Here is a 14,558-nt window from a genome sequence, read left to right as displayed (position 1 = left end):
TCGGTTAGACGGCGAGATGGCGGCGCATGGCCTCGCCGTCGGCGAGCTCCTCGCGCCCGAGCGCGGCGACGATGCGGCCCTTGTCCATGACGTAGCAGCGCTGGGCCATCGCCCGGATCATGTCGATGTTCTGCTCGACGAGGACGACGGTGACCCCGGTGTCCTTGTTGAGCTGGACCATGATGCGGGCGATGTCCTGCACGATGTTCGGCTGGATGCCCTCGGAGGGCTCGTCGAGCAGGATCAACGACGGGTTGGCGACCAGCACCCGGCCGATGGCGAGCTGCTGCTGCTGGCCGCCGGACATGGTGCCGGCGCGCTGGCCCCAGCGCTCCTCCAGGATCGGGAAGTAGCCGAGCACCCGCTTGCGGTCGGCCTCGGAGACGCCGCCGGCCCGCAGGCCGCCGACCGCGATGTTCTCGCCCACGGTGAGGCGCGGGAACACGTCGCGGCCCTGCGGCACGTAGCCGATGCCGAGCCGCGCCCGCTTGAAGGCGGAGAGCCCTTCGACCTTGCTGCCCTGATAGACGATGGAGCCGTCCATGGTGGGGACGAGGCCGATCAGGCTCTTCATCAGCGTCGACTTGCCGACGCCGTTGCGGCCGATCACCGCGACGATCTCGCCCTCGCGCACTTCGAGGTCGAGGCCCTGCAGCACCGGCTTGCCGCCATAGCCGGCCCGGAGGCCGAGGGTGGAGAGCATGACTTCCTTACGCATGGAGCCCTCCCGGCTGCTGATGGGCCGTCGCGTGAGCCGTCGTCTGGCCGAGATAGATCGCGGCGACGTCCTCATTGGCGACGATGTCGTCGATCGAGCCTTGAGCAAAAACCTTGCCGAGATGCAGCACCGTGACCTTGTGGGCGACCTGCCGTACGAAGGCCATGTCGTGCTCCACCGCCAGCACCGTCATACCGTCGGCGTTGAGGCGCTGGATCATCTCGCCGGTGGCGTGGGTCTCCTCCGGCGACATGCCGGCGGTCGGCTCGTCGAGCAGCAGCAGGCGCGGCTTGAGGCTGATCGCCATGCCGATCTCCAGCCACTGCTTCTGGCCATGGCTGAGATTGCCGGCGAGTCGGCCGGCATCGGCGGCGAGGTTGAGGAAGGCGAGCAGCTTGTCGATCTCCTCGGCGAGATGCGCGGGCTCGTAATGGTGCTGCATCGCGATTTCGAGGTTCTGCCGCACGCTCAGCGCCTTGAAGATGCCGGGCACCTGGAACTTCACGCTCATGCCGCGGCGGATGCGCTGGAAGGATTTGAGCGCGGTGATGTCCTCGCCGGCGAACAGGATGGCCCCCGAGCTCGGCAGGTGTTCGCCGAGGATCAGCCGGAACAGCGTCGACTTGCCGGCGCCGTTCGGCCCGATGAGGCAGTGCACCTCGCCGGTCTCCAGCGCGAGGTCGACATTGTTGGTGACGTGCAGGCCGCCGAAGCGCTTGTTGAGGGCCCGGGTCTCGATCAGCGGCATCACGCGTCTCCCGGCAGGCGTTTAGTGAAGGGACGAGCAACGAGCCTGGCGAGCGCAAAGATGAGGCCGCTCGGCGCCAGCAGCACGGTGAGCACCAGCATCACGCCCATCACCACCAGCGCGTACTGGCTGCCGTGGATGGTGAGCGCCTGGAACACCGCGAGCACGGTGACGGTGCCGATCAGCGTCGTGGTGAGGTCGGAGCGTCCGCCGACCGCGACCCAGACGATGGGCAAAGCGGCGGCGGTCATGCCCATGCTGGACGGCGTGATGTACTGGCCCCAGCTGGTGTAGAGCACGCCCGACAGGCCGGCCAGCGCCGCGCCGATGACGAAGGTACCGAGCTGGTACTTGCGGATGTCGTAGCCGAGCATCTCGGCGCGCTCGGGATTCTCGCGGATGGCGACCAGCACGTTGCCGAACGGCGAGTTCACCAGGATGCGCAGGCCGAGATAGACGACGACCAGCATGGCGAGCACGACGTAATAGAGCTCGACGTCGGGGAACAGCACGATGTCGCCGCCGGGCCAGGGCAAGGTGAGCGGTGGCATGTTGCTCATGCCGTTGAAGCCGTTGAGCCGGGCGGCGCCGATGCGCCATTCCGGGCCGGCGGTCTGCGCCATGAAGCGCTCCAGCACCAGCGTCACCGACAAAGTGACGATGCCGAGGAACACGCCGGAGATCCGCCCGAAGAACAGGAAGTAGCCGAGCAGCGCCGCGAACAGCGCCGCGACCGCCACCGCGAACACCAGCGCCACGAAGGTGAAGCCGTAGGCGGCGCCGAAATTGATGGTGAGGATGCCGTAGCTGTAGCCGGCGATGCCGAAGAAGGCGGTCTGCCCGAAGCTCAGCGAGCCGCCATAGCCCCAGATCAGGCAGAGGCCGAGCGCCATGAAGATCCAGGTGAAGAAATACACCGTGTTGCCGACCGTGTAGCCGTCCGAGAACAGCGGATAGGCGCAGGCGGCGGCGAGCGTGACGAGGAAGCCGGCCCAGAAGAGCGGGCCGCGTCCCAGCGTCTGCGGCCCTTCGAGGCGGCGGAGGAAGCGGGTAAGCGCGTTCATGTGTGTCTCGTGTTCCCGCTCAGGCGCGCTCGCGCAGAAGGAAGCCGGAAATGCCGCGCGGCAGCACCCGGATGACGACGATGACGGCCACCAGCAGGCCGATCTGGCCGAAGAGCTGGCCGTACCAGGAGGTCATGGTGGCCTTCACCACGGCGAGCAGCGCCGCCGCCGGCGCGGTGCCGAGGAAGACGTCGGCGCCGCCGACCACCACGGTGACGAAGGCTTCCATGATGAAGGTGGTGCCCATGGTCGGCACCAGCGTCATGGTCGGCGCGTAGAGCCCGCCGGCGAGGCCGGCGAGGCCGGCGCCCAGCGCGAAGGTGAGGCTGTAGACGCGGCGGGTGTCGACGCCGAGCGCCGCCGCCATGTGCGGCACCTGGATGGTGGCGCGGGCCATGACGCCGAAGCGCGTCCAGTTGAACAGCGCGTAGAGCCCGGCGAGCACCACCACGGCCATGACGAACAGCACGAGGCGGTAGAGCGAATAGGAATAGGCGCCGACCTGGAAGCTGCCGAACGGCGTGCCGACGCCGGCCATGGTGGAGCCGAGCAGGATCAGCGTGCCCTGGGTGCCGATCAGGCTGAGGCCCCAGGTGGCGACGATGGTGTCGAGTGGCCGGTCGTAGAGATGCCGGACCACGACGATCTCCACCAGCGCGCCGACCATGCCGGCGACCAGGGCGCCCAGCACGATGGCCAGCGGCAGCGGCAGGCCGGCATGAGCGGCGGAGACGGTGACATAGGCACCGCACATGATGAATTCGCCATGGGCGAGGTTGATCACGCCCATCATCCCGAAGATGACGGCGAGCCCGCAGGCGGACAGCACCAGGAAGGCGAAGGCGTCGCCGAACTGGTAGAGCGCGGAGAAGGCGAGGGTTCCGACATCCATCGGCGAAGCGGCCTTGTGCTGGAAGGAAAGGGTTGCCCCGGCTTGAGGGGGTCGGCCGGGGCAACGGGCGCGACGGACAAGGGGACGCCGCCGCGCGAGAGGGCGGGCCGGACCGGGGAACCGGTCAGGCCCGAAGTGCTGTCGTCGGAGCCGCCGCTATCAGGGCTTCGGCGGCGGGTTCGAGGGCGTGTACTGCGCGCTCGGGTCGCTCTTGGTCAGGTCGCAGCCGGCTTCGCCCAGCCAGTACGGCTTGATGTCCTGCCAGACCTTCGGGAAGGAGATCGAGTGATCCTCGCCCACCTTCGCCAGGTAGATGGTGTGCGACATGTGCTGGCTCTTGGGATCGAGGCAGACCTTGCCTTCCGGCGCGTCCATGCAGACGTCGCCCTTGGCGATCTCCTTGCGCAGGTCGTCGCGCTTGGTCGACTTCGCCCGCTCCACCATCTGCTTGTAGAGATAGACGGCGAGGTAGGAGTTCTCGGCTTCCTGGTTGACATAGGGCTCGTCGGGGAACTTCGCCTTGAACTTGGCGAAGAACGCCTTGGAGGCCGGGGTATCGACTTCCTCGATGTAGTTGGTGGTGACGTACATGTCCTTGAGCGACGGCGGCTTGAACCGCTTGTGCTCATAGCCCTGGCCGACATTCACCGAGGAGGCCATCGGCAGGTTCACGCTGGCGGCAGCGGCCTGCTCGTAATAGGAGGCCTGCGCGGTGCCGACCAGCAGCGTCACCACGAAGTCGGGCTTGGCCTTCTGGATGTTCTGGATGTTCTGCGAGAACTGCGACACGCCAAGCGGGATGAAGTCCTCGCCGACCATCTCGCCGCCGTGCTCCTTGACGATGTTGCGCACCCATTCGGCGGAGATCTGGCCGAAATTATAGTCGGCGGCGAGCGTGTAGACCTTCTTGCCGTACTTCTCCATCATCCACGGGATGAGGGTGGAGAACTGCTGCTCGGGCACCGCGCCGGTGACGATCATGTTGGCGTCGCAGACGCCGCCCTCATACTGGTTGTTGTAGAAGGCGAGCCCGTCGAACTGGTTGACAATCGGGCGGTAGGCCTCGCGCGAGGCCGATGAGAAGCCGGCGAACACCGCGTCGACCTTGTCGCGCTGGAGCACACGGCGCATGAACTCCTGGTAGCGGGTGTTGTCGGACTGGGTGTCGTAGATCACCAGTTCCAGCGGGCGGCCGTCGATGCCGCCGGCCTTGTTGATCTCGTCGGCGGCGAGCTGGATGGCGTGCACCTTGCCGATGGTGGCGGCGGCGAAGTCGCCGGACTGATCCTCGAGCACACCGAGCTTGATCGGATCGGCGGCCAGGGCGGGCGTGAAGCTGTGGGCGACGCCGAGCAAAAGCGTCCCCGAGAGGGCTGCGGCACGCAGCCCCCGCATGGTCTTCCCAGTCATCTTACTCTCCTGTGAAAGGTTATCTTCTTTCCGCGCTTCGTCCGATGAGGCGCGGTTGCGTCGTCTGGCCGTGAATGCCGGCCCGCTTCTTCATGAAGGCTTCGCAATAGTCTTCGAGGCTCTGCCGCGAGCGCATGCTTTCGCGGCGAAGACATTCATAGGCTTCGTCGTCATCGACGCCCGCATCCTGCATGTGGGCGATGATGGCCTTCACCACCGCGCGGCGTCCGCGCCGGCGGCGATCCATGTCGTCGAGCCGCGCCCGGAGGTCGCCGCGCAACAGGAACTGGTTGATACCGAGGAACAGGGCGGTGTAGACCGCGCCGCCCTGCACCGGCTTGCGCAGGAACGCCGTCGCCCCGAGATTGACTAGGTGCTTCAGCCGGCTCGGCGCCTCGACGCCGACAAGGCCGATCACCGGCACCGGCGGCTGGCGCGAGCCGGCGTCGATGTCGAGGGCGAGCGGGTTGTCGAGGTCGCCGTCGACGAACAGGATGTCGCGCTCAGCTTGTAGCGTCGCGGGGTCGAGGTCGGCGCGCCCGTCGATCAAAGCGGGAAAGCAGGCGCTCACCCCGAGCTTGCCGAGCGTGACGTGCAGCGCCTCGACGGCGGTGGGGTTGGACGTGACGATATGCGCCCGGCCGCCATTGAAGTTCTGGAGCAGTCGAGGAGCCATCACTTCACCACCTTCAGCGACGTGTTGCGGGGAGCGACTGCATAGCGCGGCGAAGACTGCACGAGATAGGGGTCCGGTCGCACCGGGCCGGGGGCCTCGACGAGGACGTCGAAGCGGGCGGCGGCGGTGGAGATGCCGATGCGCGGCGTGAGATAGGCGTGCAGCGTCTGCGGGTCGATGCGCACCTCGCCCTGCGGGGCGAGGAGATGCTGGCGCGTCGCCGCGTCCTTCACCGCCTCGACATCGTCGGTGCCTGCATCCGCCAGCGCCAGGATCAGCAGCTTCATCGCGATATAGGAGGCCTCGGCGTCGGCCGAGGAGGACGGGCCGCCCGGAAACCGCTCGCGATAGGCGCGGGTGAAGGCGAGGCTGGCCGGCGATGAGAGCGAGGAGAAGTACACGCTGGAGCTCAGGTGCCCGTCCACCGCCTCGGCGCCGATCTCTTCCAGCTCCGGCTCCGACAGCGTGCAGCTCGCGACCGGGATGATGCGCGGCTGGTCGATGCCGCGGGCGAGGCAGGCGGCGCGGAAAGCGCGGAAGAACGCGTAGTTGCTGGTGCCGATGAGGTTGTTGAACACGAAGCTCGGCCGCGCCTCGAGGATCGCCTCGACCACCTGGTCGAACTCGGTGTCGCCGACCGGCACGTAACGCTCGGCCAGCACCCGCGCGCCGCGCGCCATCATCGCCTCGCGGAAGATGCGGGTGTTCTCCCACGCCCAGATGTAGTTGGAGCCGATGCAGAAGGCGCTCGACCCGACATGGGCGAGCATGTGATCGACCAGCGGCAGCACGTGCTGGTTCGGCGAGGCGCCGGTGTAGATGACGTTGTTGGAGCTCTCGAAGCCCTCGTAATGCGAGGGGTACCACAGCAGCGCGTCGTGCTTCTCGAAATAGGGGATCACCTCCTTGCGGCTGGAGGAGGTGTAGCAGCCGACCACGTGGCGGATGCCGGATTGCAGCAAGTCGCGGCTGAGCTCGGCATAGCGCGTGAGCTCGCCGCCCGGATTGACCACCACCGGCTCGATGGTGACGCCGGGCGCCGCCTGCTCGGCAACCGCCAGCAGCGCCCCGTTCAGCATGGAATGCGGAACGACGCTGTAGGGTCCCGTGGTCGAGAACATGACCCCTATGCGGTAGTGCTTCGACACTCTGCGCTCCGACCAAAACAAAAAGCGCCCGCCGGTCGATTGACCGTGGGCGCCTTTGCCACCAACCCGCAGCGCCTCAAGACGGGCGCCGTCGTTGGAAATGTTCACCAAATTGCCGCGACATTAGGCATCCTTGCCCGTCGCTCGTTTCTTAGGCTCGCGTGAAGTCGCCTTTTTGTCAAGCGGTTTTCCTCTCGGGAACATCCGTTGCACAATTTTCCCCGCCCGGCCTATGGGGCGTCGCGCAGCCCGTCGAGATGGCTGCGTATGTGCGCCGCCTCCGCCGCGGTGCCGGCGAGGCCGATCGCGGTCATGAAGCCGTCGCGGGCTTCCCGCGTCCGGCCGAGCTGCATCAGCAGCGCGCCGCGCAGGCCGTGATAGTGGAAATAGCCGGCCAGCTTGTCGCCGAGCGGCTCGACCATGGCGAGCGCCGCCTCCGGCCCGCGCAGCTTGGCGACCGCCACAGCGCGGTTGAGCGTCACCACCGGCGAGGGCTGCATGATCTCCAGCGTGCCGTAGAGCAGGTCGATCTGCGCCCAGTCGGTCTCCTCCGGTGTCGGCGCCCGCGCATGCAGCGCGGCGATCGCCGCCTGCACCTGGTAGGGGCCGGGCTGGCGGTGACGCATCGCCTTGTCGAGCAAAGCGAGCCCCTCGGCGATCATCGGCCGGTTCCACAGGCCGCGATCCTGCCGGTCGAGCAGCACCGGCGCGCCGTCGGCGTCGAACCGGGTGCCGGCGCGGGCGTGCTGCAGCAGCATGAGCGCGGCGAGCCCCATGATCTCCGGTTCGGCGGGGAACAGCCGCAGCAGCAGGCGGGCAAGGCGGATCGCCTCCTCGCATAGCGGCTCGCGGGCGCCGGAGGTGTCACCGGCGGCGGAATAACCCTCGTTGAACACGAGGTAGATCATCGCCGCCACCGCGCCGAGCCGCGCGGCGCGCTCCACCGCGCCCGGCGACTCGAACGGCACGCCGGTGCCGTTTGCCTGGGCACGGCCGATGCGCGCCTTGGCGCGGGTGATGCGCTGCTCCATCGCCGCCTCGCCGACCAGGAAAGCGCGGGCGATCTGCTTCACGCTGAGGCCGGAGACGATGCGCAGCGCCAGCGCGATCTGCTGCGTCGCCGGCAGGTCCGGGTGGCAGCAGATGAACAGCAGCCGCAGCACGTCGTCACGGTAATCCGCGCCGTCCAGCCGCTCAGCGATCTCCGCCTCGGCGTCACCGGTGTCGGAGAGCAGGTCCTCCGGCGGCAGCTCGGTCTGCTTCGCCCGGCGGCGCACCGAATCGAGCGCGACGTTACGGCCGACGAACACCAGCCAGGCGGCGGCATCGCGCGGCGGGCCGTTCTGCGGCCAGGTCCGCAGCGCCCGCAGGCACGCCTCCTGGTACGCCTCCTCGGCGAGGTCGAGGTCGCGGAAATAGCGCAGCAGCGCGGCGAGCGCCTGCGGGCGCGCGGCGGCAAGGGTGGTGCCGATCCAGCGCGCCTCGTCCATCACGGCCTCGCGCCGCCGTCGACGAACAGGCCGACCGGGCGGATCTCGTAGGAGCCGCCCGGATTGGCGGCGCCGAGCTCGCGGGCGATGCCGAGCGCTTCCTCGAGGTCGGCGCAGTCGAGCAGATAGAAGCCGAGCAACTGCTCCTTGGTCTCGGCGAACGGGCCGTCGAGCACCAGCGGTGGGTCCTGGTCCTTGCGCAGCGTGGTGGCGGCGGTGGTCGGCAGCAGCCGCGCCACCGGGCCGAGCCGGCCCTCCTTGGCGAGGCGCTCCTGCACGACGGCGAGCTTGCGCATCACCGCCTCGTCCTCCTCCTTGGTCCAGGCGCAGACGACGTCTTCCTGATGGTAGCAAAGTAGGGCGTAGAACATGGGCTGCCTTTCGGTTTGCCGGGGGTCAGCCACCGCTGATCGCGGTGATCACGAAGACGTCCGCGCCGGGGGCGAGCGGCGTCGACAGCCGGGCGCGGCGCCCGTCGACGAACACGTTGATGTGCCGGCGGATCGCCGGGGTCTCGTCGCAGAGCCGCTCGCGCATGCCCGGCCAGCGGGCGTCGAGCCCGTCCATCAGCTCCGCGACGTTGCCGGCGCGGAGCGACACCAGCCGCTCGGCGCCGGGAAACAGCACGATGAGATGCGCCGGCAGGCGCACCAACACCGGGGCCGGCAGCGGTGCCGACGCTTCGTCCGGTCGTTCCCGCAGCGCGTCCTCGCCCATCCGAGCCTCCGTGAGCATTTTCGAGCGAAGCGGGTACCGGTTCGCGTGAAGAAAATGCGTCAGAACAACAATCTGGAGCATGCCCGGTGAACCGTGATTCACCGGGCATGCTCTAGCGCTCGATCACCAGCGTCTCCACCGAGGTGATGGTGGGAAGGTGCGGCGCGACGCAGTCCCAGCTTTCGCCCTCGTCGATGCTGGCATAGAGCCCGCCGGCATTGGTGCCGAAATACACCCCGGCCGGCTCCATGGTGTCGGTCGCCATCGCCTGGCGCAACACGTTGAAATAGGCGCCGCCCTGCGGCAGGCCCGTGCGCATGGCCTGCCAGCTCCGCCCGGCGTCGCGGGTGCGCCACACGGCGGTATTGCCCTCCGGCATGAAGCGGCCCTTGATGTCGCCGTTCAGCGGGATGAGATAGAGGCTGTCCGGGTCGCGCGGATGCGCGGCGGCCGGGAAGCCGAAGGAGGAGGGCAGGCCGGTCTCGATGCTCTCCCATCGCCGGCCGCCATCGTCGGAGCGGTACATGCCGCAATGGTTCTGCTGGTAGAGCCGCCCGCCCTCGCCCGGCGCCTTGACGAGGCAGTGCACGCACTGGCCGAATTCGGGATAGTTCTGTCCCTCCGGCATGTAGTCGGCACGGGTACCGCGATTGCGGGTCTCCCAGCTCGCGCCGCCATTCTCGGTGGCGAACACGCCGGCGGCGGAGATGCCGACCCAGATCCTGTCGCGGTCGGCGGGATCGAGCACCAGCGAGTGCAGGATCAGCCCGGCGCCGCCGGGGTTCCATTCCGGCCGCGTCGGATGCTTCTGCAACCCGTCGACATGCGTCCAGCTTTCGCCGCCATCGGTGCTGCGGAACAGCCCGGCCGGCTCGACGCCGGCATAGAGGCTGCCATCCTCGCCGGCGGCGAGGCTCCACACCGCCTTCACCGGCTGCTGTCCGGCCTCATAGGCGAGGCCCTGGCTCGAGTGCGTCCAGCTGGCGCCGAAGTCGGTGGACTTCCACACCGCCGGGCCGAACCACTCATTGCCGCCGCCGGCATAGACGGTGCCGCTCGCCGGATCGGCGACGACATGGTTGGTCGGCCACGTCTCGCAGAACGGGCCGCGCACCTCCCAGGAGCGGCGCGAGGCGTCGCTCGCGAGGATGAACGCGCCCTTGCGGGTGCCGACCAGGAGGAAGACCTGCTTGCCCATGGCACCCTCCCGCTACTCGTTGGTGACGATCATCCACGACACGCCGAAACGATCGGTCAGCGTGCCGAAGGCGGGCGAGAAGAAGGTCTTGGCGAGCGGCATGGTCACCTTGCCGCCATCGGAAAGCGCGGCGAATTTCGCCTGCGCCTCCTCGGGGGACTTGACCGACAGCGCCAGCGAGATGCCGGCGAACGCCGCGCCGTCGGACTGGCAGCCGTCGGAGGCCATCAGCTCGGCGTCGCCGACCTTGAAGCTGGAATGCATGATCTTGGCGCCCCAGCCCTCCGGGACCATGTCGGGCGGCGGCGGCTCCGGCGCGTCGCTGAAGCGCATCAGCGCGGTGACTTCGGCGCCGACGGCCTTCTTGTAGAAGTCGATGGCCTCTTCGGTGCGGCCGTTGAACATCAGATAAGCCTGCACGTTCATGATTTCGCTCCCTGGTCGATCCTCTTGCGCCGGCGCTTCGGCCCTTCCGGCCGGCACCGATGACGCGAGGACGAACGGGCGCAGCGTAACCCGACATCACGGCAGGAATTTTTCGCAAGATTCGTCGTCGGGCGCGCGGTGGCGCTCAGCCGGCATCCGGCGGGGGCGGCGCGGCATGCGCCTGTAGCGCGTCGAGATGGGCGCGCGCGGCGGCGGCGGCCAGTTCCTCGATCTGCCGGTAGCGCTCGACGAGCTCGGTGCCGAACGGGGTCAGCCGGGCGCCGCCGCCATGCTTGCCGCCGGTCTGCGAGAGGACGACCGGCGTGCCGAAGATCCGGCCGAGTTCGTCGACGAGGTCCCAGGCGCGCCGGTAGGACATCTCCATCGCCCGCCCGGCCGCCGAGATCGAGCCGGTGCGGGCGATGGCTTCGAGCAGCGCGATCTTGCCCGGCCCGATGCGGCCTTCGGAATCGAGATCGATGCGGATGGAGAGCGAGGCCATGGAATCCGGGTGCTGGTCGAGAAGGTCGCCGGACAGCATGCCCGCGAAAGCGGCGGCGTCAATTCCCGCCGCCGCGCTCCCGTCGCTCCGCTACATCACCGCGCCGAGCTGCCAGGGCACGAACTCGTTGCGGCCATAGCCGAGCAGCTCCGATTTCGAGCGGGTGCCGGAGGCGATGTCCAGCACCAGCTGGAAGATCTCCCGGCCCTTCTCCTCGATGGAGACGCCGTCGATGATGTCGCCGCAATTGATGTCCATGTCCTCTTCCATCCGGGCGAAGAGGTCGGAGTTGGTGGCGAGCTTCACCGAGGGGGTCGGCTTGCAGCCATAGGCCGAGCCGCGCCCGGTGGTGAAGCACAGCATATTGGCCCCACCGGCCACCTGACCGGTCGCGGCGACCGGGTCATAGCCGGGGGTATCCATGTAGACGAAACCCCGCCGGTCGATCTTCTCGGCATAGCGGTAGACGCCGCGCAGGGTCGAGGTGCCGCCCTTGGCCACCGCGCCGAGCGACTTCTCCAGGATGGTGGTGAGCCCGCCCGCCTTGTTACCGGGGGAGGGGTTGTTGTTGAGCTCGCCGCCGGTGCGGGCGGCATATTCCGTCCACCAATCAATGAGATCGACGATCTTGCGACCGACTTCCTCGCTCTCGGCGCGGCGGGTGAGCAGATGCTCGGCGCCGAAGATCTCCGGCGTTTCCGACAGGATGGCGGTGCCGCCATGGCGCACCAAAAGGTCGACCGCCGCGCCCAGTGCCGGGTTGGCGGTGAGGCCGGAATAGCCGTCCGAGCCGCCGCATTGCAGCGCCAGCACCAGCTCGGAGGCCGGCACGGTCTCGCGCACGGAGGCGTTGGCGTGCGCCAGCATCTCCTTGATTTTGCTGACGCCAGTCTCGATCGACTTGCGGGTGCCGCCGCTCTCCTGGATGGTCAGGGTCTGGAAACGCGGCCCCTCGACGATGCCGTATTCCTTCATCATCCGCGGGATCTGGAACACCTCGCAGCCGAGGCCCACCACCAGGATCGACGCGAAGTTCGGATGGCTGGCATAGCCCCATTGGGTACGGGCGAGGATGTCGAATTCCTCGCCCTTGGAGGCCATGCCGCAGCCGGTGCCGTGGGTGAAGGCGACGACGCCGTCGATGTTCGGGTAGTCAGCGAGCACGCCGGAACGGGTGACGGCGTCGGCGATGAAGTCCGCCACCGTCGCCGAGCAGTTCACCGACGACAGGATGCCGATATAGTTGCGCGTACCCACCCGTCCGTCGGCGCGGCGGAAACCCTGGAAGGTGGCGGGTTCTTCGCCGGGCCGCAGGCCGGTATCGGCCTTCGCCTCGGTGGCGAAGGCGTAGTCGCGCTCGAAATCGTGCAGCACGACATTGTGCTCGTGCACCCATTCCCCCGCCGGGATGTCGTCCTTGGCGAAGCCGATGACCTGGCCGAACTTGCGGATCGCCTCGCCCTGGGGGATCGGGCGCGAGGCGACCTTGTGGCCCTTGGGGATCATCCGGCCGGCAGCGACGCCGTCGGGCAGCTCCGCGCCCGCGGCGATCTTGTCGACCGCGATGATGACATTGTCGGCGTCGTTGAGACGCAGGATGCGCGGGGCGCTCATGGCTTCAGACTTCCAAGGACTTCAAGCGTTCAGGCTGCGAGAGGTTCAGACTTCGAGGATCGCCTTGATCACGCCGGCTTCCGGTTTCAGCCAGGCGTCGAACAGCTTCGGGCCTTCGCTCAGCGGACCACGATGGGTGTTCAGCGCCTTGGTCGGCACCTTGCCGGCTTCCATCTGCCTGACCACCTCGGCGAAGTCGTCGGCCTGGGCGTTGCGGCTGGCGAACAGCGTCGCCTCGCGCTTGTGGAATTCCGGGTCGGAGAAGGTAATGTCGGTGCGCACCACACTCACCAGCACATAGCGGCCGGCATGGGCGAGGAAGCCGAAGCCGCGCTGCATCGCCGCCGCATTGCCGGTGGCGTCGATGACGACGTCGAAGAAGTCGCCGCCGGTCAGGCGCTTGGCGGTCTCTTCCGCCTGCGCGTCGGCGATCAGCATCTGGTCGGCGCCGAGCTCGTTGATGGTGAAGGCGATGCGGTCCTCGCGCAGGTCCATTACCGTGACGTGCGCGCCGCGCGCCTTGGCGAAGATGATCGCGGACATGCCGATCGGGCCGGAGCCGACCACCAGCACGCGATCGTCAGCGGTGATGCCGCCGCGCTTCACGCCATGGGCGCCGATGGCGAGGAATTCGATCATCGCTGCCTCGTCGATGGAGGCGGAACCCGCCGGCACGACATTACCGACCGGCACGCAGAGGAACTCCGCCATGCCGCCGTCGCGATGCACGCCGAGCACGTTGATGTTCATGCAGGCATTGTTCACGCCCTTGCGGCAGGCGTGGCAGGTGCCGCAGGACAGATACGGCACGATGTAGACGTTCTGGCCCTTGGCCAGGCCGCTGCCTTCGGGCGCGCTCTCCACCGTGCCGGAGAGCTCGTGGCCCATCACGCGCGGGTATTCGAGGAAGGGGTGCTTGCCCTGATAGATGTGGAAATCGGTGCCGCAGATGCCGACGCGGCGGATGCGGATCAGCGCCTCGCCCGCAGCCGGCACCGGCTCGGGGCGGCTGATGATCGACAGGCGGCCGGGTTCATCGCAGATCAGGGCTTTCATCGCAGAATGCTTTCCACAGCAGGAGGCTTCGAGAAGAAGATGCGGCCCGGCTCGGAGAGCGCGTCGCCCGGGTCGCCGGGCCGCAGTCGGGAGGCTCGTCACATGGTCGGGGGCAGGGTCTGCGGCAGCGGCGAGCCGTTGTACTTGAGGAACACCTCGCGGAGCTTGCCGTTGGCGAGATCCTTGGCGATCCACTCGTTGAGACGGGCGCGCAGCGCGTCCTCGTTCTTGCGCAGGCCGATGGCGTAGGGGTTGGTCTTCAGGATGATCTTGGTCTCGAGCGGGTCGTTCGGGCGACGCTGGTTGACCGCCTTCATCACCTGCGGCGAGGAGCCCATGATGTCGACCTGGCCGGAGACCAGCGCGGTGATCAGCGTCGCGTCGTCGTCATAGCGGACGATCTCGGCGTTCTTGATCTGCGAGGTGACTTCCTTGTCGTTGGTCGAGCCGCGGGTGGTGCCGATGCGCAGGCCCTTGAGGCCGTCGATGGTCTTGATCGCGGTGCCCTTCGGCGCGGCGATGGCGATCTCGATCACGCCATAGGCGTCGGAGAAGTCGATGACCTTCTTGCGCTCCTCGTTCACCGAGAAGGAGGCCATCACGATGTCGGCCTTGCCGGTGAGCAGGAAGGGCACGCGGTTCGGGCTGGTGACCTGCACGATCTCCAGCGGCACGCCGAGATCGGCGGCGAGCAGCCTGGCGCTCTCGACATCGGAGCCGGTCGGCTGCATCTGCGCGTCGGTGAGGCCGAAGGGCGGCGAGCCGAGGTCGATGGCGACCAGCAGCTTGCCGCGCTTCTTGATCTCGTCGAGCGTGTCGGCCTGCGCCGCGAGCGGCAGGGCGAAGGAGCCGGTAAGGCCGGCGAGCGCGGAAGCGGCAAGGAATGTACGGCGGTTCAT

At 68.0% G+C, this 14,558-nt stretch carries 16 protein-coding genes; all 16 read right to left on the bottom strand.

Going from position 1 to position 14,558, the window contains the following annotated elements; translation table 11 throughout:
* Positions 1 to 4 precede the first annotated feature (4 nt).
* On the bottom strand, positions 5 to 718 hold the full coding sequence (locus LGR54_RS07580) for an ABC transporter ATP-binding protein (RefSeq protein ID WP_230361332.1): 714 nt from the start codon (positions 716 to 718) through the stop codon (positions 5 to 7).
* Positions 711 to 1,466: an ABC transporter ATP-binding protein gene (locus LGR54_RS07575; RefSeq protein ID WP_230361331.1), complete on the bottom strand. Its 756-nt coding sequence runs from the start codon at positions 1,464 to 1,466 to the stop codon at positions 711 to 713. Before LGR54_RS07575 ends, LGR54_RS07580 begins: the two co-directional genes overlap by 8 nt.
* On the bottom strand, positions 1,466 to 2,530 hold the full coding sequence (locus tag LGR54_RS07570; RefSeq protein WP_230361330.1) for a branched-chain amino acid ABC transporter permease: 1,065 nt from the start codon (positions 2,528 to 2,530) through the stop codon (positions 1,466 to 1,468). The genes LGR54_RS07575 and LGR54_RS07570 overlap by 1 nt, the downstream gene beginning before the upstream one ends.
* A gap of 19 nt (positions 2,531 to 2,549) precedes the next feature.
* The gene (locus LGR54_RS07565) at positions 2,550 to 3,422 is read right to left on the bottom strand and encodes a branched-chain amino acid ABC transporter permease (RefSeq protein WP_230361329.1); all 873 of its coding nucleotides are present in this window, start codon (positions 3,420 to 3,422) and stop codon (positions 2,550 to 2,552) included.
* Positions 3,423 to 3,581: 159 nt separating this feature from the next.
* Positions 3,582 to 4,832: an urea ABC transporter substrate-binding protein gene (locus LGR54_RS07560; protein WP_230361328.1), complete on the bottom strand. Its 1,251-nt coding sequence runs from the start codon at positions 4,830 to 4,832 to the stop codon at positions 3,582 to 3,584.
* Positions 4,833 to 4,851: 19 nt separating this feature from the next.
* The gene (locus LGR54_RS07555) at positions 4,852 to 5,508 is read right to left on the bottom strand and encodes an ANTAR domain-containing response regulator (protein ID WP_230361327.1); all 657 of its coding nucleotides are present in this window, start codon (positions 5,506 to 5,508) and stop codon (positions 4,852 to 4,854) included.
* The gene (locus tag LGR54_RS07550; protein ID WP_370638155.1) at positions 5,508 to 6,656 is read right to left on the bottom strand and encodes a transporter substrate-binding domain-containing protein; all 1,149 of its coding nucleotides are present in this window, start codon (positions 6,654 to 6,656) and stop codon (positions 5,508 to 5,510) included. Before LGR54_RS07550 ends, LGR54_RS07555 begins: the two co-directional genes overlap by 1 nt.
* 230 nt (positions 6,657 to 6,886) lie before the next feature.
* Entirely contained in the window at positions 6,887 to 8,146 is a 1,260-nt protein-coding gene (locus LGR54_RS07545; RefSeq protein WP_230361326.1) for an RNA polymerase sigma factor, read from the bottom strand.
* The gene (locus LGR54_RS07540; RefSeq protein ID WP_230361325.1) at positions 8,146 to 8,517 is read right to left on the bottom strand and encodes a YciI family protein; all 372 of its coding nucleotides are present in this window, start codon (positions 8,515 to 8,517) and stop codon (positions 8,146 to 8,148) included. The genes LGR54_RS07545 and LGR54_RS07540 overlap by 1 nt, the downstream gene beginning before the upstream one ends.
* 25 nt (positions 8,518 to 8,542) lie before the next feature.
* Positions 8,543 to 8,863, bottom strand: coding sequence for a MoaD/ThiS family protein (locus LGR54_RS07535; RefSeq protein WP_230361324.1), 321 nt, complete (start codon positions 8,861 to 8,863; stop codon positions 8,543 to 8,545).
* A 112-nt stretch (positions 8,864 to 8,975) separates the two neighbouring features.
* On the bottom strand, positions 8,976 to 10,061 hold the full coding sequence (locus LGR54_RS07530) for an exo-alpha-sialidase (RefSeq protein ID WP_230361323.1): 1,086 nt from the start codon (positions 10,059 to 10,061) through the stop codon (positions 8,976 to 8,978).
* A gap of 12 nt (positions 10,062 to 10,073) precedes the next feature.
* A complete protein-coding gene (locus LGR54_RS07525; RefSeq protein WP_230361322.1) occupies positions 10,074 to 10,487 on the bottom strand; it encodes a VOC family protein in 414 nt (137 codons plus the stop codon).
* A 145-nt stretch (positions 10,488 to 10,632) separates the two neighbouring features.
* Positions 10,633 to 10,989, bottom strand: coding sequence for a winged helix-turn-helix domain-containing protein (locus tag LGR54_RS07520; RefSeq protein WP_230361501.1), 357 nt, complete (start codon positions 10,987 to 10,989; stop codon positions 10,633 to 10,635).
* A gap of 90 nt (positions 10,990 to 11,079) precedes the next feature.
* Positions 11,080 to 12,603 carry a UxaA family hydrolase gene (locus LGR54_RS07515; RefSeq protein ID WP_230361321.1) on the bottom strand — a complete coding sequence of 508 codons (1,524 nt, stop codon included), beginning with the start codon at positions 12,601 to 12,603 and terminating at the stop codon, positions 11,080 to 11,082.
* A 45-nt stretch (positions 12,604 to 12,648) separates the two neighbouring features.
* Entirely contained in the window at positions 12,649 to 13,659 is a 1,011-nt protein-coding gene (locus LGR54_RS07510) for a zinc-binding alcohol dehydrogenase family protein (protein ID WP_230361320.1), read from the bottom strand.
* A gap of 98 nt (positions 13,660 to 13,757) precedes the next feature.
* On the bottom strand, positions 13,758 to 14,558 hold the full coding sequence (locus LGR54_RS07505; protein WP_230361319.1) for a transporter substrate-binding domain-containing protein: 801 nt from the start codon (positions 14,556 to 14,558) through the stop codon (positions 13,758 to 13,760).

Origin of the sequence: Ancylobacter sp. Lp-2 (assembly GCF_020523795.1) — a bacterium.
Lineage (GTDB): Bacteria > Pseudomonadota > Alphaproteobacteria > Rhizobiales > Xanthobacteraceae > Ancylobacter.
Note: the sequence above shows the minus strand (reverse complement) of the source record. Positions and strands in the feature narration are given on the sequence as shown.